Source organism: Bordetella genomosp. 13, from assembly GCF_007679965.1.
GTDB lineage: Bacteria > Pseudomonadota > Gammaproteobacteria > Burkholderiales > Burkholderiaceae_B > Bordetella.
This window is the reverse complement of sequence record NZ_VEHL01000001.1, coordinates 1,154,633-1,173,654: the sequence shown is the minus strand read 5'-3', so window position 1 is coordinate 1,173,654 and position 19,022 is coordinate 1,154,633. Positions and strand designations below refer to the sequence as shown.

The window sequence follows — 19,022 nt, the reverse complement described above, 5'->3', positions numbered from 1 at the left end:
TACGGTATAAAAACCGATCAATCAGGCGTAATTCAAAATACTAGTGAACCAAATTCACTAAATACCGGGGACCCGCCTTGGAGAACCTCAATGCCCTGCGCGTGTTCGTGCGCGTCGCGGAAACGCGCAGCTTCACCGAGGCCGCCAAGCGCCTGGGCCTGACCTCGTCCGCCGTCAGCAAGGCCATCACGCGGCTGGAACAGGAACTGGGCGTGCGGCTGCTGCACCGGACCACCCGTTCGGTCGGGCTGACCAACGACGGCGCCAGCTTCTTCGAGCACTGCCTGCAGGTGCTGGCGCAGATCGAGGACGCCGAGAACGCCCTGAACCGCACCACGTCGCGGCCGCATGGCCGGCTGCGCGTGCACATGCCGGTGGGCTTCGGGCGGCGCGTGATCGTGCCGGCGCTCAGCCGCTTCCTGCAGCACAATCCCGACCTGGTGCTCGACGCCGAACTGAGCGACCGCAACGTCGACCTGGCCTATGAAGGCATCGACGCCGCCGTGCACATCGGCGAGCCCGCCGATGCCCGCCTGATCGCGCGCAAGCTGTGCAACCTGCGTTTCGTGGCCTGCGCCTCGCCCGAATACCTGGCGCGCCACGGCGCGCCCCAGACGCCAGAGGAACTCGACCGCCACCACTGCCTGGCCTACGTGCTGATGCACACGGGGCGCTACCGCGAGTGGCAGTTCACCAAGGACGGCAAGGCCTATCCCAAGACCGTCTCGGGGCGGCTCAACATCAACAACGCCGAGTCCCTGCTGGAAGCCGCGTGCTCGGGGCTGGGCATCGCCATGATCAGCAACTTCATCGCGGCCGACGCCATCCGCGACGGCCGCCTGCGCTGCATCCTCACGGACTTCGTCAGCATCGGGCCGCCGGTATCGGTGGTCTACCTGCCCGGCAAGCAGCTGTCACCCAAGGTGCGCGCCTTCGTCGACTTCCTGCTCGACCTGATCCCCGGCGATCCCGATTGGGACAAGATCACGCCGCAATAGGCGCCGCCCACGCCTGCGCCCCGGCGGCCCTGCGGCCCCTATGGCCCATATGGCCCGTCAGGCCGCGACCGCCGCGTCGGCGGCCGCCGCGCGCACCTCCGCCCGCATCAGCAGCTGCGCCAGCGGTTCCACCGAGCCGCCGTCGAACAGCGCGTTGGCGGCCTGCAGCACGCGGCCCGCATGCGGTTCGCCCACCGCGGCCGTGGCCAGCGACAGGTACTTGCGCTCGATCTCGTCGCGCGACATGGGGTTCTCGGGCATGCCGCGCGAATACTCCACCTTGCGCGTCAGCGTGCGGCCGTCGCGCGTCACCAGAGTGACCCGGCCGCCGTAGATCTCGGGATAGGCCCGGTCGATCTCCGGATCGATCTCGATCTCCACGCGTCCGGCCAGCGCCACCACGCCGGGCTCGACGATGCGCTCGGGCGTGAACTGCTCCAGATAGGCCTGGCCGTCGCACATGGCCACGGCGATGTTGTAGCGCAGGCTCATCTGCGCGTTCAGCACCGAATCGGCGCGGTACTCGAAGCCGGTCTGCGTATCCACCACGCTGGCGATGCCGGCCACGATGCGCGCCACGTCGTCCACCCGCAGCGCGTGCTCGCGCATCAGGTCCAGCGCCGCATCGATGCAGGCGTGATTGCTGCCGCAGCACGCATGCGGCTTGAAGCAGGTCTCGTCGGTGTGCCAGCGGCGGCCCAGCGCCTCGGTCAGCATCGCGGGGCGTGGCGTGTCCGACATGCCGAACAGCAGTCCGCCGTCCTCGGCTTCCAGGATGTAGCGCGGACCGATGAAGCCGCGCTGCGCCAGCAGCGCGGCCATCACGCCCGCCTGCGCGGAACGGCCCGGATGCATGCGCTTGCTCATGCCGCCGTCGGCCGTGAAGGCCCAGGTGCCGGCCGACTGCGTGCCCGCCAGGCCCAGCGCGCTGGCCGTGGTGTCCGCGTCCAGGCCGAGGATGACGCTGGCCGTGGCGGCCGCCGCCAGCGTGCCCGTCGTGCCGGTCAAGTGCCAGCCGCGCATGCGCGCCCGGCTGGGATTGGCCGCCTGGCTGACGCGGTTCATGGTCTCGTAGCCGGCCGCCATCGCGGCCAGCAAGGTGCCGCCATCGGCCTGCTGGCGCTCGCCCAGCGCCAGCGCCACCGGCACCACCAGCGCGCCCGGATGGATCTTGGCGCGGCTGTGGTCGTCGAAGTCGAAGGCATGCACGGCGGTGCCGCCGGCCAGCACGCTGTTGGCCGCCGCGATGCGCGCGCCGCCGCCCCACAGCGCGGCCTCGGCCGGGCCCTGAAGCTCGCGCGCGAACTCGCCCATGATGCGGCCCCACGGCGTGGTCAGCCCGTACAGTCCGCAGCCCAGGGCATCGACCAGCGCCTTGCCCAGCACGTCGCGCGTGTGGGCCGGCACGTCGGCGGGCCCGAGCCCCGCGACGAAGGCCGCCAGCTCGCGCGTGATGCCGCGATGCTCGCGGGCCAGTTGTTTCCATGCCTTCAGGTCGTCCACCTCGTCTGCTCCTTGCGCGGATCGGCCGGTGCCTCGACGGCGCGCGCGAGGGCGCGCGCCCGGCCCGGCGCTGTCCCGTCGATGATAGGCAGCGCCGGCGGGCCTATCCAGGCGGCGCGGCTCAAAACAGAGATGAACGGCGTTCAACAACCAGCGAGCGACGGTGTCGATCCGAGGAGTCGCTGCGTTGATCCGATCGTGGCATCGGCCCCTGGCGTCGCCCCAACGCGCTCGCCGCCGCATCGCGCATGGGCTCGCATACCCTGCGGACACTACGCGCCGGGCGACCCTGCCCGCGGAGTATCATCGACCACAAGGAGACAGGGCCTTCGGCCGCGCGGTGGGATCACCCAGCCGCCCGCCCCACAAGAACAAGCCCATAGAGAAGCGATGACACGCGCAGTACCTGCCTGGCTCATGCCGGTTGCGGCAATCTTCATCCTGCAGACCACCTCGGCGTTCCTGTCCCGGATCATCCCGGTCATCACGCCGGCCATGTCCGAAGAGTTCGGCTGGAGCGGCAGCTCCGTCGGCTACCTGACCGCCAGCAACTCGCTGGGCGGACTGGCGATCCTCGTGGCGGGCTCGACCCTCATCAAGCAGATCGGCGGCATGCGCAGCCTGCAGCTCACGCTGGTGCTGGGCGTGATCTGCATGATGCTGTTCCTCAGCCCCAGCGTGGCCATCGCGCTGGCCGCCTGTTTCGTGATGGGCCTGAGCAACGGCGCGGCCAACCCGGCCGGCAGCGAGGTGCTGCAGCGCTACTCGCCGCCCGGCATGCGCAATCTCATGTTCTCGGTCAAGCAGGCCGGCGTGCCGCTGGCCGGCGTCATCGCGGGCCTGCTGGTGCCCTTGATCGTCATCGGCGCCGGCTGGCGCTTGGCGGTGTTCGCGTGTGCCCTGCTCGTACTGGTGCCCACGCTGCTGACCTGGCGGCTGAGCGCCAGCCTGGACGACGTGCCCGCCCGGCCGGGCCGCGCGCTCGCCATGCCGACCTGGCAATCGGTGCGCGCGCTGGGCGTGCCGCTGGCCTCGCTGGCCAGCAACCGCGGCCTGCTGAAGATGTCCATCGTGGGCAGCCTGTTCGCCGTGTGCCAGAGCTGCTGGTTCACCTTCACGGTCATCTATCTCATCGACGACCTGCACTACTCGCTGGCCCTGGCCGGCATGGTGTCGGCCGTGATGCAGCTGGGCGGCGTGATCGGCCGCATCGTGCTGGGCTGGCTGTCCGACTACCTGCGCTCGGCCACCGCGACGCTGACCCTCGCGGCAGTCCTCTCGGCCGCGACGACGGCGCTGCTGGGCCTCACCAGCCCGCACTGGCCGCTGTGGTCAGTGCTGCTGCTGGCCTTCGTGGCAGGCAGCTCGGCCGCCAGCTGGAACGGCGTGCAGATCGCCGAAGTGGCGCGGCGCTCGCCGTCCCACCTCATCTCCGAGACCGCCGCGGGCTCCAGCATGCTGGTCAACCTCACCAACATGATCGCGCCCACCGCATTCGCGGCCTTCGTCGCGTTCACGGGCCGCTACGACTACGCCTTCCTGTGCGCGGGCGCCTGCTCGCTGCTGGTGCTGGCCTGCCTGCCGCGCGACAAGGCAGAGCGGCCCGAACGCGCGGCGCGCTGAGCCTCGCATCGCCACGGATCGGGATATTCATATTCTTTAATAGACGTTCGTTCTCGCCGCACATCGCTTTAAGCTGGTCGCCCCGATATGCAGAGTCCGAGGATCGACGGTGGCGGAGAAGCGCAGGAAAAGAACGTGGGCAGTGGCCGCGGCGGTGGCCGCGGTGGCGGTGGTGTCGGTGGTGTGGAGCGCGAGCGGCGGCAAGCCCGCCGACAAGCCCAAGACGGTACGCTGGGCCATCGGGCTGCCGACCTCCTGGGACCCCGTCACGTCGAAGATCGGCTGGGACATCTTCGGCCTGAACCTCGCGTATGAAGGGCTGACCGAGATCGATGCGAACGGCCTGCCGCAGCCCGGCCTGGCCAAGAGCTGGAAGTACAACGCGCAAGGGACCGAGGTCACGTTCACGCTGCGCGAGAACCTCAAGTTCACGGATGGCACCGCGCTGAACGCGAAGGCGGTGGCCGATTATTTCGTCCGGTCCAAGACCCAGAAGGACGCGCGCTCGGCCGAGCTGCTGGAGACGATCACCGACATCGTCGCCGTCGACGATCTCGACGTGCGCTTCACCCTCAGCCAGCCCGACTACCAGGTGCCGCTGCTGCTGGCCGGACGCGTCGGCTATGTCGCCAGCCCCAGCGCCGCCGCCACCGACCAGAAGCGGCTGGAACAATACCCTGTGGGCGCCGGCCCCTTTCGCGTGGTCGAATCGGTGCTGGACGACCGCACGGTCTTCGAGAAGAACCCGGACTACTGGCGCGCCGACGAGATCTTCATCGACCGCTTCGAGCTCTATCCGCGCCCCGATCCGGCGTCGGTCGTGTCCGCCGTGCAGACGGGCGTCTATAACGTGGCCTTCGCCTTGCCGGCGCAGGCCAAGGCGGCCGAGGCCGCCGGCCTGGACGTCGAGTACACGGCCACGGGCCAGGTCGCCGACATCCTCATCAACCGCAATCGCGCGCCTTTCGACAACCCGAAAGTGGTCGAGGCGTTCCGCTATGCCTTCGACCGCGACGAGTTCGTGAAGGTGCTGAACTTCGGCGTGGGCACCACGACCAACCAGCCCTTCCCGTCGCGCTATCCCCAGTTCGACAAGTCCATCGCCGACATCTGGCCCTACGACCCCGACAAGGCGCGCGCGCTGCTCGCGCAGGCCGGCTACCAGCCGGGCGAACTGAAGGTCGAATTCACGCAGACGGGCGACAGCGCGCCCTTCGCCGAGCTCGTGCAGGAACAGTTGAAGAAGGTCGGCGTGAACGTCGGCATCCGCGTCGTGCCCATCGGCAAGAGCACGCAGCTGAAGTACTACGACAAGGACTTCGCCTTCACGCAGGACACGTCCACCGGCAGGGAATCGCCCGTCCAGGCGCTGATGGTCTTCTACGGTCCGCAAGGCATCATGAACGGCAGCGCCCCGCATGCGAGCAAGGAGTTCCTCGATGCGCTGGCCGAACTCAGGACCACCCCGCTGGACGCCCCCAACTACCGGGAAGTGCTGAACCGCGCCGTCCGCATCGGGGTCCAGCAGAACCCGAACAACTATCTCTACGAGATCCCCTGGACCTTCATCAAGGCCGACGGCGTCACCAAGCTTGCCGGCGGCCAGGGCCAGATCCGATGGGAAGGCGTGAAGGTCTCGGGCAAATAGCCGCCGGCACCAGGACACCATGACGCAAGCCACGTCTTCCCCGGCGCATCCGTTGCGATACCGTCCCGTCTTCAGGACCCTGAACGGCGTGTTCAGGATCCTGCTGATCTCGATACCGGTGTTCCTGTTCGCGACGCTGATCACCTTCCTGCTGCGCGAACTCAGCGGCATCAGTCCGCTGGCCTTCGTCGCGGGAGAGGACGCGACGCCCGCGCTCATGGCCGAGATCCAGCACCGCTGGGGCCTGGACCAACCCGTGTTCGTCCAGTACCTGGACTGGCTGCTGGCCATATTCCGCGGCGACCTGGGACTGTCCTGGAAGGACTCGCAGAGCGTCTCGGAGATCCTGTGGCAGAAGGCGCCCATCAGCCTGTCCATCACTTTCTTCGCGCTGGCCATCGGCGTGGTCTTCGGCACGGTCTTCGGGCTGCTGGCCGCCCTCAAGCGCGGCACGTGGGTCGACCGGGCCATCACCGTGGCCACGTCGGCGGTGTCGGCCTTGCCGAGCTTCGTCATCGGCATCGTGCTGATCGCGGTGTTCGCGGTCGGCTTCAGGCTCTTTCCATCGGGCGGCTACGTGTCCTTCGAGCAGGACCCCGGCGCATGGCTGGCCCGGATCACGCTGCCGGCCATCGCGCTGAGCCTGGACACCGTGTCCGACATCGCGCGGCAGCTGCGCACCGGCATCGTCGGCGCCTACGGATCGAACTACGTCACCGGCGCGCGCCTGCGCGGGCTGTCCGAGTCGCAAATCCTGTGGACCCAGGTGCTGCGCAACGGCGTGGGGCCCGCGCTGACCGTGCTGGGCATGAAGTTCCCCACCCTGCTGGGCGGGGCCGTCATCACCGAATCGATCTTCCATCTTCCCGGCTACGGCATCTTCACGGCCGCCGCGGCCCAGCAGGGCGACGTGCCGGTGGTCCAGGGCGCGCTGATCTTCTCGATCGTGCTGGTCCTGGTGTTCAACCTGATCGTCAACGCCGTCCTCAACCGCCTGACGCCCGCCGCGCAAAGGGGCATCTGAGCCGCCATGTTCATCGACGCACTCAAACGCCCCATCGGCTGGCTGTCGGCCGCCGTGCTGCTGTCCATCCTGCTGCTGGCGGTCTTCGGACCCGTGCTCGCGCCCTACGACCCGCTGGCGAAATCCTCGGCCGTGCTTGCCGCGCCGTCGGCCCAGCACTGGCTGGGCACGGACTACCTGGGCCGGGACGTGCTGAGCCGCGTGCTGACGGGGTCGCGGCTGTCGGTGTTCGCGGCGCTCGAGGTGGTGGTCATCGGCTTCTTCGTCGGCGTCATTCCGGCTCTGCTGTCGGTCTATTCCGGCCGGGTGTTCGAATGGTTCTCGCTGCGCATCACGGACACGCTGGTCACCATCCCCTTCCTGGTCTTCGCCGTCGCGGTGGCGCAGCTGATCGGCAACGGCCTGCACCAGGCGATGATCGTGGTGGGCATCATGATCTCCCCGGCGTTCTTCCGCATCACGCGCTCGGCCACGCTGGCGGTCGGCAATACCCAGTACGTGCAGGCCGCCGTGCTCAGCGGCGCGAGCCCGCTGTGGATCGTGCGCAAGCACGTGCTGGGGAAGATCGTCGCGTCCATCGCCATCGCGGCCGCCAACGTCCTGGCGGGCGGGTTCGTGGTCGTGTCCAGCCTGACCTATCTCGGCATCGGCATCGTGCCGCCCCATCCGACCTGGGGCGGGATCCTGTCGTCGGACCTGGCGTACCTGGGCCTCAAGCCCTACGCCCCGCTGTTTCCGGCGGCGCTCATCGTCATCACGATCGCTGCCTTGAACGGCTTTGCCGACGCCCTGCGCGACGTGTCGCGCGGTGCGAAACGGCGCGGCCTGGCGGTCGACCCGACGTGGCCGTCCGGCCGCAAGGCCCGCCCCGCCGAAACGCCCGTCGAGGCGCCCGCGAACCTCGGCTCGGCCATCCCCGCCGCGGCCGGCTGGCGGCGCGCGCCATGAACAGCCACGCCGACACGAAGGTGCTCGAGGTCGAGAACCTGGCGATATCGGACAGGCACACCGGCCGCGTGCTGGTGCGCGGCATCCAGTTCTCGCTGGCGCGCGGCGGGCGGCTGGGCATCGTGGGCGAGTCGGGCAGCGGCAAGTCGCTGACCTGCAAGGCCATCCTAGGCATCCTGCCGGACAACCTGCACGTCAGCGCGGGGCGGATCCGCTTCGATGGCCACGACGTCACGCACTTCAGCCACGAAGACTGGCTGCCGCTGCGCGCCAACCGCATTTCCGCCGTGTTCCAGGACCCGGGGTCGTACCTCAACCCTTCCATCCCGGTGGGCAGGCAGCTCGCGCAGGTCCTCCGGCACCGCGCCGGCCTGCCCGTGCAGGACATACACGCCCGCACGCTCGAACTCTTCCGCCAGGTGGGCCTGCGCGACCCGGCGCAGGTCCACGACCGCTACCCGCACGAGCTTTCCGGAGGCATGCTGCAACGGATCGTGATCGCCATCGCGGTCGCGGCCGAACCCATCCTGCTGATCGCGGACGAGGCCACCACCGCCCTGGACGTGACCGTGCAGGCCGAGGTGCTGGACCTGATCTCGGACCTGCGCGAGCAGCGCGCGCTGTCGCTGGTGTTCATCTCGCACGACCTGGCCGTCGTGTCCCAGGTGGCCGACCACGTCATCGTGATGCGGGATGGCGCCGTCGTCGAGGCCGGCCCGACGCACAGGGTACTGTCCGCGCCCGCCGATTCCTACACGCAACTGCTGATCCAGGACCATCTCGAATATGGCCTGGACAAGTTTCTTCACCAGGGCGCCTGAGACATGAGCACCGCGCCACCGCCCGTCCTGCGCGTCGAGCAGCTTTCCGTAGCCTACCGGGGCGCCGCGCCGGTCCTGCGGGACCTGGACTTGAACCTGGCGGCCGGCGAGGTCGTCGGCCTGATCGGCGAGACCGGTTCCGGCAAGACGACCCTGGCCCGCGCCATCCTGGGACTGGTCCGCCCGCAGCAGGGGCGCATCTGGTTCCAGGACAGGGACATCTCGTCGCTCGCCCCGCGCCACCTGCGGAAGTTCCGCCGCTCGGGCAGCATCCAGTACGTGTTCCAGGATCCGCTGCAGAGCCTGGACCCCGATTTCACGATCTTCGAGTCCCTGGCCGAAGGCCTGCGGGTCGCGGGCATCACCGCTGCGGACGTGCTGCGCAAGGCCGTCGAGGACGCGCTCGCCGACGTACAGCTGACGGCGGATTTCGCGGACCACTATCCCGCGGAGATATCGGGCGGACAGCGCCAGCGGGTGGTGATCGCGCGCGCCCTCATCCGCAAGCCGGCAATGCTGATCCTGGACGAACCGGTCAGCGCCCTGGACGCGTCCAACCGCATCAAGCTGCTCAAGCTGTTCAAGGACCTTTCCGCGGGCCGCGGGATCACGCAGCTGTTCATCTCGCACGACCTGGGGTCGGTGGCCGGCATATCGGACCGCATCGTCGTGCTGTATCGCGGCAGGATCGTCGAAAGCGGCACGCCGGCGCAGGTCCTGAACGATCCGCAACACCCCTATACCCGACTGCTGGTGCGGTCGGCGCCGTCCATCGTGCGCGCGGGCGCAGACCGGGACACGCGCCGGCAGTTGCACGATGCACTCGCCCGGCTCGACTGAACCCGCCGGCGCCGACGTGCCGGCCACCTGGAACCAGCGCAACATGCAAGAGCCCAAACAGATCCGACTGGCCATCAACCTGCTGGCTTCCGGCCGCCACGACGCCTCGTGGAAGACGCTGGACCGGCCCGAGACCCTGTCGCTGGACATCGACGGCTTCGTCGCCGCGGCCCGGCTTGCCGAGCGCGGCAAGCTCGACGGCATCTTCATGGCGGACAGCACGGGTGGCCTGACGCCCGAGGCGTACCGGCGCCCCTGGCGCGCCATCGCCCCCAGCATCCTGCTGGCGCATCTTGCCGCCCACACCGAACACATTGGCCTGGTGTCGACCGTGAACGCGCTGTACGGCAGCCCCGCGCTGCTTGCGCGCGAGATCGCCAGCCTGGACCACGTCAGCAAGGGGCGCGCGGCCTGGAACCTCGTGAGCAGCCAGCACGAGTTCGCGCAGAAGATGTTCGGCTTGGACGAAGAGCTCACCTCGGACCGGAAGTACGCGAAGGCGGAAGAGTTCATCCGCATCGTGATGGGCCTGTGGGAGTCCCTGCCGGCCGATGCCATCGTGGCCGACGCGTCGCGCAGCGTCTACGTCGATCCCGCCCGCCTGCGTCCCCTGCGATTCGAGGGCGAATATTTCCGGTCCGAAGGCACGCTGGCCCTGCCGGGCGGGCACGCCGAGCGGCCGGTGCTCGTGCAGGCGGGCGCATCGGAATCCAGCAAGCGCTTCGGCGCGAAGTGGGCGGATGCGCTGTTCACCAGCCACTGGAACCTGGGCGACGCCCAGGCCTTCTATCGCGACGTGAAGCACGCCGCCGCCGGCTACGGACGCGATCCCGCCGGGCTGCTGGTCATGCCCGGGCTCTATCCGGTCATCGGCGACACCGAGGAAGCGGCGCGGCGGCGCAAGCGGGAGCTGGACGACCTGCTGGACCTGGAGCACAACAAGGGTGCGCTGGCGACGATACTGGGCATCGATCCCGTCCATCTCGACCTGTCGCGCCCCCTGCCCTACGACAGGATCGACCTCGATGGCGCGGACAGCCTCACCCCCGTCCGGCGCCGCGAGAAACTGGTGAAGGACGCCCAGCGCCGCCGGCTGACGACCCGCGACGTGCTGGTCGAATACGTGACCGGCGGGCACCGCATCGTCATCGGCACGCCCGAACAGCTCGCCGACGACATCATCGCCTGGGTGGACGAGGACGGCGCGGACGGCTTCAATTTCAATATCGACACCCTGCCCGGCGGCCTGCACAACATCGTCGACGGACTGGTGCCCGAACTGCAGCGGCGACGGCGCTTCCGCCTGGACTACGAAAGCAGCAGCTTCCGGGGCAATCTCGGCCTGGCGGCCGCCGCGCCCAGCCCGCGCTGACGCCCCCCCTCCTTCCACGGCGATGAGGCGGCGATGCGGGAACCGGTTCCCGCGCCGCGCGCCGGCCACAACACACATGGTGCCACCTTGCAGTCTCCCTTGCGTTTTGGTGTCTGGGCCCTGGTCCACGGCAGCCGAGCGGCGTTGCAGGACCCCGACGAGCCCTTCGATGCCTCGTGGGAACGCAACCGCGACCTCATCCTGAGGGCCGAGCGGGCGGGCTTCGACTCCGTCCTGATCGCCCAGCATACGGTCAACCCGCACCACGACTCGCTCGACCAGCTGGAAGCCTGGACCAGCGCGGCCGCCGTCGCCGCGCTGACGCAGCGCATCGAGATCATCGCGGCCATCAAGCCCTTCCTGTACCACCCCGTGGTGCTGGCCAAGATGGCGCAGCAGATCGAGCACATCAGCCGGGGACGCTTCGCCATCAACCTGGTCAACGCCTGGAACAGCGCCGAGGCCCTGAAAGCCGGCCTCCCGTTCGCCGAGCACGACGAGCGCTATGCCTACGGCACCGAATGGATCCAGGTGGTGGACGCCTTGCTGCGCGGCGAGCGCGTGTCGTTCGAGGGCCGGCATTTCCACGTGCGGGACTACGAGCTGCGTCCCCACGACCCCTATCGCGCGCGTCCGCTGATCTACGTCGGCGGCGAATCCGAGCCGGCGCGCACGCTGGTCGCCGGCCATGGCGACGTGTGGTTCATCAACGGCCAGCCGCTGGACGACGTGCGGGGGCTGATCGCAGACGTGCGTGCGCGGCCGCGCGGCGGGCTGGCGCCCATCCGCTTCGGCCTGTCGGCCTTCGTGATCGCCCGGCCCACCGCGCAAGAAGCCCAGCAGGCCTACGACCACCTGGCGGCGCTGGCCGCCAAGGACGAGGCCCTCAAGGCGCAGAAGCGGGTGCATACGGATCCGAAATCCGTCATGCACCAGACCTTCCAGAAGTCCGCCCGCGTGGGTTCCAACGGCGGCACGGCCGCCGGCCTGGTGGGCACCTACGACGAAGTCGCCGAGCGCATCGCCGAGTTCCACGCGGCGGGCATCGAACTGTTCATGCTGCAGTTCCAGCCCTTCGAGCAGGAGATGGAGCGGTTCGCGCGCGAGATCTTCCCGCGGCTGCGGCACGGGCGCGAGGCCGGCCGCTGAAGGGACCTGGCTGCCGATTCCGTGCTGCCGGCCCACGACATAGGCCGGCATTCTCCGCCCCGCTTCGCGGGCGCCACGTCGGCATACGTCACGCCAGCGCGGCTTTGCCTCGGCCGCACAACGACGAGCCCTTCACCAAGCTGCGCCGCGGCTCACTTCACCGAGATGTCCGCCTCCTTGGCCAGCGACTTCCACATCGGAATCTCGGTCTTCACCACCTGATCCAGCTCGGCCGGCGTGCCGCCCACGGCCACGGCACCCTGGGCGATGAAGGCCTCCTGCACGGCCTTGTCGCGCGCGGCGGCGGCCACGGCCGACTGCACCCTCGCGATCACGGCGGGCGGCGTGCCCGCGGGCGCGAACATGGCGTACCAGGAATCCACGTTGAAGCCCGGCACCGTCTCGGCCACCGACGGCACGTCGGGCAGCACGGGCGTGCGCTTCTCCGTCGATACGGCCAGGGCGCGCAGCCGGCCTTCCTTGATGTGGCCGGCCACCGAAGGCAGGGACACCCACAGCAGCGGGATCTGCCCGCCCACCACGTCGACCGTGGCGGGCCCGCCGCCGCGATACGGCACGTGCGTCAGCGGCAGCCCCGTCTTCAGCTTGAGCAGTTCGCCCGCGATGTGGCTGGGCGAGCCCGTGCCTGCCGAGCCGTAGGGCACTTCCTTCCGGGTCTTGATGTAGGCGATGGCCTCTTGCAGCGTCTTCGCGGGAAACGAAGGATGCGCCACGAGGACCTGCGGCGCCGACGCCACCATCGACACGGACGCGAAGTCCTTCTCGGTATCGAACGGCAGGCTGGCGTAGATGGCAGGATTGATGGTGTGCGAGGACAGCGTGATCAGCAAGGTGTAGCCATCGGGCGCGGCGGACGCGACATAGCGCGTGCCGATGGTGCCGCCCGCGCCGCCCTTGTTCTCGATGACGATGGGTTGGCCCAGCGCCTGGCGCAAGGGCTCCTGCAGGATGCGCGCCGCCACGTCGACGCTGCCGCCGGCGGGATAGGACACGATCAGGCTGATGGGCTTGGTTGGATACGCCTGGCCGCCATTGGCGGCATGCGCCGGCGCGGTGGCGGCAATGAAGGTGGCCGCGGCCGCGACGCGAGCCAGTTGGGCAAGAAGGAAGGGGCTACGGACATGCATGGTCTGACTCCTGTTTTTATGAGGCTGTGTCCAGCCCGATTTGTGCATCAGCGCACCGCGCCGTGCGCGATGTCCGCCCATTGTAGGGATTGCCGGCGCACCCTGCGGACGCTTATAACTGGACACCTTTTGCATATGCCGGATGCCGCATTTCGGTCTCCCTTCATGCCTTTGGCGTCATACACTCCACGTACGCTGACCGCTCTGCCCTGCAAGGACTTACACCATGCGTCTTGCCCCCGTCGCCTGCGCCGCCGCACTGCTGCTGGGCCCCGTCCAGGCCGCCCATGCATGGGGCGAGGAAGGCCATTCCATCATTGCCGAGATCGCCAACCGCCGCCTGTCCGCCGAGGCGCACAAGGGCGTCGAGGCGCTGCTGGGCAAGGGCGCGTCGCTGGCCTCGGTGGCCAGCTGGGCCGACGACGAGCGCGTGCGCGATCCGCGCACCACGCGCTGGCATTTCGTCGACATCCCGCTGGCCAAGGAAGACTACCAACCCGCGCGCGACTGCGTGGCCGACTCCGACAAGGGCGACTGCATCGTGGCCGAGATCGCGCGCGAGCAGGCCGTGGTGGCCTGCGCCACGCGGCCCGCGTCCGATCGCAAACGCTCGCTGATGTTCCTCACGCACTTCGTGGCCGACATCCACCAGCCGATGCACACCGTCAAGGAAAACAACGGCGGCAATGGCGTGAAGGTCACCGTGGTGATGCGCAGCGGCGCCAACGGCACGGCGTCCGAGGACACCAACCTGCATGCCGTGTGGGACGCCACGCTGATCCGCAAGACCGTCTGGGCGTGGGGGAGCTATGTGGACGTGCTGGAATCGAACTGGTTGTCCAAGGCGGGCAACGACCTGGCGGGCGGCACGCCCGCCGACTGGGCGCTGGACAGCCACCGCGCGGCCGCCAGGATTTTCGAGATGCAGCCGCGCAACGACGTGCTGGACGACGCCTACCTGGCCAAGGCACGGCCCATCCTGGACCGGCAACTGTCGGTGGCGGGCCTGCGGCTGGCGCACCTGCTGAACCAGGCTTTCGCGGCGAAGCGCTGCAAATAGGGGCTGAGCAAGCCAAGGCCGGCGCAGCCTTTACATCGGCCGCGTCCGGAGGCTTCGGGTGCCTTGCGGAACGTGCCGGGATCGCGGTCACAATGCGCGCGCACATGACGCGCCAACGTTGTCGTACGGCCTCGCCTGCCTGACGAACGAAGCGACGCCCGGCAAGCTTCGACCCGCTACGCCGTCATTCCAGCTCGCGCGATTGCACCCGCGTGAACACGCCCTCGCCTTCTTCCACGAACGCCTTCATCAGGTGATAGGCGATGGCGAAGGGCTTGGGCGCCGACAGGCCCTCGGGATGCGTGCCGGCGATCATCTCGGCCGCCTCGGCGCGCGTGAACCAACGCGCGTCCTCCAACTCGTGATAGTCGATGACGACCTCGTCGCTGACGGCCCGCGCGAAGCAGCCGATCATCAGCGACGAAGGAAACGGCCAGGGCTGCGCGGCGAAGTAGCGCACCTCGGCGCACGCGATGCCGGCCTCTTCCATGACCTCGCGCCGCACGGCGTCCTCGATGGTCTCGCCGGGCTCGAGGAAGCCCGCCAGCGCCGAATACATGCCGGGCGCGAAGCGCTGCTGGCGGCCCAGCACGCAGCGGTCGCCGTCGATGGCCAGCATGATCACCACCGGATCGACGCGCGGGAAATGCTGCGCGCCGCAGGCATCGCAATCGCGCCGCCACCCGGCGGCCGAGATACGGCTGGGCGCGCCGCAATTGGCGCAGAAACCATGCCGGTCGTGCCAATGCAGAATGGCCTTGGCGCCGCCCAACTCGCCCAGCACCGAGGGCACGAACAGGCCGCGCGAGGCGATGCTGCGCAGGTCCATCAGCACCGTGCCGGGACGTCGGGAGATGCGGTCGGAGTCGGCCGCGGAATAGGCCAGGGCGAACAGCGCCGCGCCCTGCTCGTCCTGCCCCATGAAGACCTCACGCACAGGTTCGCCCAGCCCAGCCAGCTGGTCGGCATCGAACAAGGGGTCGATGTCGCCATCGCGCGCATCCAGCATCGGCACATCGCCCGCAAAGACGAAATAGCGCGTGGAGGGCTCGCGCCGGCGGGTGGCGATGTAATCGGCATCGTCGCGCCGCCCTGACTGGCGATCCAAGGGGTTCAGGCCGAAGTCGATCTGGGATGACGAGTCGAAGAAAGGCATGGTGTCAGCGAAGCAGTTGCGGCGCTGCCTACGGTAGCACCAAAGGGCGGGGAGCGTCGATGCGTTGCGGAGGCTGGGGCGGGCGATGCATCGCGGCCGCAGAAGGGCGGTCCTGCCGCCGCCAACGCTCTTGCCAGAGATGCCGATCCGCAATCAGCGCGCCGCGTGCACGCCCGATACCCGGGTGATGCCGCCGCCGGCCACGCCCGGCTGCTCCGGCACGGCGATACGCAGGATCTCGCCGGCCTTGTCCACTTCGATGCCGTCGCGGCCGATGCGGCGCACGACGACGGAATCGGCCAGCGTGTCGCCCACCGCGTACGCGCGCGGCGCACCGCCGTTGACGGACAGCACCGCCACCGCCCGCGCGCTGGACCACATCAGGCCACTGGCCTGCACCTCGATCTTCAGCGGGCCGGGCACGAACCACTGCACGATCTTCTCGTGGCTGGGGTCGGCCGCGGGCGCGGAGGCGGCGGCTGGCGGCGCGGCGGCGGGCAGGGGTTCGAACAACAGATATCCCCACACCGCGAGGGCGGCGACGATGCCGACGGATCCCACCAGGCGCGCCAGCGCGCGCGGATCGATACGTCCCAGGGTTTTCATGGGCGGCTTCCTTGCGCGAGACATGAAATGGCGCGGGCCACCAGCCCGACGCGGGGTATTAATCCAAGACGAGTTTCACACGCAAAAACCGCCCAGATCCAGTGAATTTTCCACGCCGGAACATGGTCGCGGTTCGTTCAGCCAATCGCGGTCCCCGGTTCATCTATGCATCACATTCCGGGAGTAGCCTGGGTCCCCACTTCCACCGCGTGGAGCTTGCCGTGATACCTGCCCGCCGTCGTCCGCGCCGCCCGCGCGGCCAGCAAGGCTTCACGCTCATCGAGATGATGGTGGTGCTGATGATCATCGGCATCGGCACGGCGGCCATCAGTCTCAGCGTGCGTCCCGACCCGGCCCGGGTGCTGCGGCAGGACGCCCAGCAACTGGCACAGATGTTCATCATCGCGCAAAGCGAGGTCCGCCTGGACGGCCGCAGCATCGTCTGGCAGGCCGACCGCGAAGGCTATCGTTTCGTGCGCCCCAGTTGGATCATCCCGGACGGCGACGTCATCCCGGTGCTGTCGGCCGGGGCGCCGCCCGACACCTTCGCGCGGGACGACTCCCTGCACGCACGCCGCTGGCAGTCCGCCGCGGTGCAGGTCGGCCCACGCCCCACCGTCACCCTGGACGCCGAGCGCGTCGGCGAGCCGTGGGCCATCCAACTGTCGGACGGCACGTCCACCCTGTCGGTGGTGCGCGATGCGGTCGGGCGCTTCTCGGTGCAATAGGCGGCGCCGCATGTCCATGCCCACGCCGACGTCCATGCCCCTTTTGCGCCAGCGCCGGCGCGCCCAGGCCGGGTTCACGCTGATCGAGGTGCTGGTGGCCCTGGCCATCGTGGGCATCGCCCTGGCGGCGGTCATGCGCACCATGGGTGTCATGACCCAGAACAACGGCAAGCTGCGCGACCGCTCGCTGGCGATGATCTCGGCCGAGAACCGGCTGAACGAACTCGACCTGGAGCCCGGCGCGCCGGCCCCTGGCGCGCAGCGCTTCGCCTGCCCGCAGGGATACGCCCACTTCATGTGCGAGCAGCGCGTCGACCTGTTGAAAACCGGTTTCCGAAAAGTCACCGTCGACGTCTACGAAGCCGAGGACTCGCGCAGGCTCGTGGCCACCCTCAGCCGTGTCGTGGGACGGGTGCAATGAGCGCCTTGCGCCGCCTCCTGATTACTCGCGTAGCGCCCGTCTATCGCATGGAAGGGCGGGATAGCGCGGCCAACAAGCGGCATCGCCGCTCAAGCCTGTTGGCGGACCGGGCTGTAGCCGCTAAGCGACTCGGCGTGCATGACTCTCACCGGTTCCACCGACCCCAGCGTGGAGCCCATGCCCAGGCCGGCTTCACGCTGATCGAGATCCTGGTGGCCGTGGTGCTGATGGCCTTCGTCAGCCTGATCGCGTGGCGCGCGCTGGACAGCGTCACGCGCGCCAGCACGCACCTGGACCGCAGCACCGAAGCCACGCTGTCCACCTTGCGCGCGCTGGAGCAGTTCGAACGCGACATCGCCCTGCGCGCCACGGTGGAGCTGCCGCTGTCGCCGGAAGATGGCAACCGGCCGCAGCTGGACGAAGACGGCCTGCCGCTGCGCAAGCGCCTGCTGCCGGAGTCCCTGACCACCGAGCGTGGCCGCGTGCCGTTCCGCATCGAGATCGTGCGCGCGCTGCCCGACGCCAACGGCATGCTGCAGCGCGTGTATTGGTGGATCGAGCGCGGCACCTTGTACCGCTCGGCCGCGCCGGCCTCCGACCATTTTCCGCTGCCGGCGCCGGACGCACGTAACGCCGTGGCGGTGCTGCAGGACGTGCAGGATTTCGAGGTACGGGCCTGGCGGCCGGGCGCCGGGTGGACGCGGTTGCCCTACACCGCGGAATCGAAGCAGAGCAGCGGACTGGAGGTGCTCATTGCGCAACGCACCGATCGTGGGGACGAGCGATATCGCAGGGTGATTGCGTTGCGGTAGTCGCGGCGCCAGCCAGTGTCGGATAAGCGTGATCGACTCGCAGCCACGACGGTGCCGGGGGCTCAGCGAAAGACCTGGTCCAAGGTCGTGGCGTCGAGCAGGTTCAGGCTCCAATCGGCAAGCTGGGCCGCATCGGCCTGCTGCAAGCGGCCACGGGCATGCGCAGGCACAGTCCCGAGACGCCGAAGCATCTGCTGTTCCAGTATGTCTTGCAACGCCTGCCGGCGGCCTCGTTCCAGGCCTTGTTCCAGGCCTTGTTCCAGGCCTCGCTCCAACCCTTGCTGCAGCCCTTCCTCGATTCCCTCTATCTTCGCGAAATGCAGCGCATCCCGTTCAGCCCAAAGCGCCTTTTCACGAAGGTCCGCACGGATCTGCAGCTCTTCGTCAGAGCACATGGCCTCGAGATGATCGAGTGCTTCGCGCACCGGCGGATAAGCAATTTGACTCATGATGTCCTCGTCCAGGTTATGGCGCAGGCAAGTAACCCATGCCTGAAGCGCAGCGGACCGTGAATCGATCAAGGGCAGGGCCTTGGACAACTCGACCACATGCCACTGCAGCACGTCCGAGAATTCTATGACCGGCCGCGCCGCATCGCGCAGCGTGAAGCGCCAATCAGACTGATCCGAGACATCGGGAAGCCAGCTCTGCTCCAGCAGCGTGACGCCGATGGACGGCTTCAACTGCCCGTAACCCTGGCCGGACAGCAACTGCCGCGACAGCCCTCGCGCCAGGTAATACACGTTGCGCTCGGCCCAATGGGCCACGCGTCGCCGCTGCATTTCCACGATGAATCGCCGCCCCGCGGTATCGCGTGCGTGGACATCGAACTCCACCCGTTTTTCGCGTGGGTCCTCGCCGAGGATACTGGGGTTCAGCATCTCCACGATCTGGATGGGCGCAACAGGTCGGCATACCGCGTTGATCAAATCCGACAGCAGATGCGGATGGCTACAGAACAAGGCCTTGAATACGAGGTCGTTGCTAAGCGCCAGACCGTAAGGCCGGCACCCTGATGGCAGGTGAAGTCGAGACAAGATTACGGTTCTCGCAAAGCTGCGATAACGGAACCCGCACTCTATCGAGCGACGCCAACCGGCACCATTGGACGGTTTCGCCACATGTGACCATCAAATCACACCTCCCCGCCGCACCGCGCGGCGGG

Annotated in this window: 18 protein-coding genes; 13 read left to right on the top strand and 5 right to left on the bottom strand. The window is 68.6% G+C overall.

What is annotated here, in order from left to right:
- Positions 1-77 precede the first annotated feature (77 nt).
- The gene (locus FS845_RS05345) at positions 78-998 is read left to right on the top strand and encodes a LysR family transcriptional regulator (protein WP_144631051.1); all 921 of its coding nucleotides are present in this window, start codon (positions 78-80) and stop codon (positions 996-998) included.
- Positions 999-1,055: 57 nt separating this feature from the next.
- Here the strand turns inward: FS845_RS05345 and FS845_RS05340 are convergent, their stop codons facing one another.
- A complete protein-coding gene (locus FS845_RS05340) occupies positions 1,056-2,501 on the bottom strand; it encodes an MmgE/PrpD family protein (RefSeq protein WP_186332164.1) in 1,446 nt (481 codons plus the stop codon).
- A gap of 390 nt (positions 2,502-2,891) precedes the next feature.
- On the opposite strand from FS845_RS05340, the gene FS845_RS05335 reads away from it, so the two are divergent.
- The 8 genes from FS845_RS05335 (at position 2,892) to FS845_RS05300 (ending at position 11,926) form a co-directional block, all read left to right on the top strand.
- A complete protein-coding gene (locus FS845_RS05335) occupies positions 2,892-4,124 on the top strand; it encodes an MFS transporter (protein ID WP_144631049.1) in 1,233 nt (410 codons plus the stop codon).
- Between the two features lie 109 nt (positions 4,125-4,233).
- On the top strand, positions 4,234-5,772 hold the full coding sequence (locus FS845_RS05330) for an ABC transporter substrate-binding protein (protein WP_186332163.1): 1,539 nt from the start codon (positions 4,234-4,236) through the stop codon (positions 5,770-5,772).
- 19 nt (positions 5,773-5,791) lie between these two features.
- The gene (locus tag FS845_RS05325; protein ID WP_144631047.1) at positions 5,792-6,796 is read left to right on the top strand and encodes an ABC transporter permease; all 1,005 of its coding nucleotides are present in this window, start codon (positions 5,792-5,794) and stop codon (positions 6,794-6,796) included.
- Between the two features lie 6 nt (positions 6,797-6,802).
- Complete coding sequence (locus FS845_RS05320; protein WP_144631046.1) at positions 6,803-7,744, top strand: ABC transporter permease; 942 nt, start codon at positions 6,803-6,805, stop codon at positions 7,742-7,744.
- A complete protein-coding gene (locus FS845_RS05315; protein ID WP_144631045.1) occupies positions 7,741-8,565 on the top strand; it encodes an ABC transporter ATP-binding protein in 825 nt (274 codons plus the stop codon). The genes FS845_RS05320 and FS845_RS05315 overlap by 4 nt, the downstream gene beginning before the upstream one ends.
- A gap of 3 nt (positions 8,566-8,568) precedes the next feature.
- Positions 8,569-9,405 (top strand): ABC transporter ATP-binding protein, encoded by an 837-nt coding sequence (locus FS845_RS05310; RefSeq protein ID WP_144631044.1) that lies wholly within the window; start codon positions 8,569-8,571, stop codon positions 9,403-9,405.
- A 43-nt stretch (positions 9,406-9,448) separates the two neighbouring features.
- The gene (locus FS845_RS05305) at positions 9,449-10,777 is read left to right on the top strand and encodes an NtaA/DmoA family FMN-dependent monooxygenase (RefSeq protein WP_144631043.1); all 1,329 of its coding nucleotides are present in this window, start codon (positions 9,449-9,451) and stop codon (positions 10,775-10,777) included.
- 87 nt (positions 10,778-10,864) lie between these two features.
- Positions 10,865-11,926 (top strand): LLM class flavin-dependent oxidoreductase, encoded by a 1,062-nt coding sequence (locus FS845_RS05300; RefSeq protein WP_222129961.1) that lies wholly within the window; start codon positions 10,865-10,867, stop codon positions 11,924-11,926.
- 152 nt (positions 11,927-12,078) lie between these two features.
- On the opposite strand, the gene FS845_RS05295 is transcribed toward FS845_RS05300, so the two are convergent.
- Positions 12,079-13,074 carry a tripartite tricarboxylate transporter substrate binding protein gene (locus FS845_RS05295; RefSeq protein ID WP_144631041.1) on the bottom strand — a complete coding sequence of 332 codons (996 nt, stop codon included), beginning with the start codon at positions 13,072-13,074 and terminating at the stop codon, positions 12,079-12,081.
- A 226-nt stretch (positions 13,075-13,300) separates the two neighbouring features.
- Between FS845_RS05295 and FS845_RS05290 the strand changes: the two genes are divergently transcribed.
- On the top strand, positions 13,301-14,134 hold the full coding sequence (locus FS845_RS05290; protein ID WP_144631040.1) for a S1/P1 nuclease: 834 nt from the start codon (positions 13,301-13,303) through the stop codon (positions 14,132-14,134).
- 184 nt (positions 14,135-14,318) lie between these two features.
- On the opposite strand, the gene nudC is transcribed toward FS845_RS05290, so the two are convergent.
- The gene (nudC, locus tag FS845_RS05285) at positions 14,319-15,290 is read right to left on the bottom strand and encodes an NAD(+) diphosphatase (RefSeq protein WP_144631039.1); all 972 of its coding nucleotides are present in this window, start codon (positions 15,288-15,290) and stop codon (positions 14,319-14,321) included.
- Positions 15,291-15,443: 153 nt separating this feature from the next.
- On the bottom strand, positions 15,444-15,896 hold the full coding sequence (locus tag FS845_RS05280; RefSeq protein WP_144631038.1) for a hypothetical protein: 453 nt from the start codon (positions 15,894-15,896) through the stop codon (positions 15,444-15,446).
- A gap of 221 nt (positions 15,897-16,117) precedes the next feature.
- Here FS845_RS05280 and FS845_RS05275 point away from each other — a divergent pair, with 221 nt between their 5' ends.
- The 3 genes from FS845_RS05275 to FS845_RS05265 all read left to right on the top strand — a co-directional run bounded on the left by FS845_RS05275 (position 16,118) and on the right by FS845_RS05265 (position 17,857).
- Positions 16,118-16,624 (top strand): prepilin-type N-terminal cleavage/methylation domain-containing protein, encoded by a 507-nt coding sequence (locus FS845_RS05275; protein ID WP_222129960.1) that lies wholly within the window; start codon positions 16,118-16,120, stop codon positions 16,622-16,624.
- A gap of 10 nt (positions 16,625-16,634) precedes the next feature.
- A complete protein-coding gene (gene gspI / locus FS845_RS05270; RefSeq protein ID WP_144631036.1) occupies positions 16,635-17,045 on the top strand; it encodes a type II secretion system minor pseudopilin GspI in 411 nt (136 codons plus the stop codon).
- Positions 17,046-17,179: 134 nt separating this feature from the next.
- Complete coding sequence (locus FS845_RS05265; RefSeq protein WP_222129959.1) at positions 17,180-17,857, top strand: type II secretion system protein J; 678 nt, start codon at positions 17,180-17,182, stop codon at positions 17,855-17,857.
- Between the two features lie 62 nt (positions 17,858-17,919).
- On the opposite strand, the gene FS845_RS05260 is transcribed toward FS845_RS05265, so the two are convergent.
- A complete protein-coding gene (locus FS845_RS05260) occupies positions 17,920-18,894 on the bottom strand; it encodes an Rpn family recombination-promoting nuclease/putative transposase (protein WP_186332162.1) in 975 nt (324 codons plus the stop codon).
- Positions 18,895-19,022 lie beyond the last annotated feature (128 nt).

What these genes read in the sequence shown, in the direction of transcription:
- FS845_RS05310 (WP_144631044.1), top strand. Translation starts at nt 8,569, where the DNA reads ATGAGCACCGCGCCACCGCCCGTCCTGCGCGTCGAGCAGCTTTCCGTA.
- FS845_RS05295 (WP_144631041.1), bottom strand. Translation starts at nt 13,074, where the DNA reads ATGCATGTCCGTAGCCCCTTCCTTCTTGCCCAACTGGCTCGCGTCGCG.
- FS845_RS05305 (WP_144631043.1), top strand. Translation starts at nt 9,449, where the DNA reads ATGCAAGAGCCCAAACAGATCCGACTGGCCATCAACCTGCTGGCTTCC.
- FS845_RS05290 (WP_144631040.1), top strand. Translation starts at nt 13,301, where the DNA reads ATGCGTCTTGCCCCCGTCGCCTGCGCCGCCGCACTGCTGCTGGGCCCC.
- FS845_RS05320 (WP_144631046.1), top strand. Translation starts at nt 6,803, where the DNA reads ATGTTCATCGACGCACTCAAACGCCCCATCGGCTGGCTGTCGGCCGCC.
- FS845_RS05315 (WP_144631045.1), top strand. Translation starts at nt 7,741, where the DNA reads ATGAACAGCCACGCCGACACGAAGGTGCTCGAGGTCGAGAACCTGGCG.
- nudC (WP_144631039.1), bottom strand. Translation starts at nt 15,290, where the DNA reads ATGCCTTTCTTCGACTCGTCATCCCAGATCGACTTCGGCCTGAACCCC.
- gspI (WP_144631036.1), top strand. Translation starts at nt 16,635, where the DNA reads ATGTCCATGCCCACGCCGACGTCCATGCCCCTTTTGCGCCAGCGCCGG.
- FS845_RS05325 (WP_144631047.1), top strand. Translation starts at nt 5,792, where the DNA reads ATGACGCAAGCCACGTCTTCCCCGGCGCATCCGTTGCGATACCGTCCC.
- FS845_RS05335 (WP_144631049.1), top strand. Translation starts at nt 2,892, where the DNA reads ATGACACGCGCAGTACCTGCCTGGCTCATGCCGGTTGCGGCAATCTTC.
- FS845_RS05280 (WP_144631038.1), bottom strand. Translation starts at nt 15,896, where the DNA reads ATGAAAACCCTGGGACGTATCGATCCGCGCGCGCTGGCGCGCCTGGTG.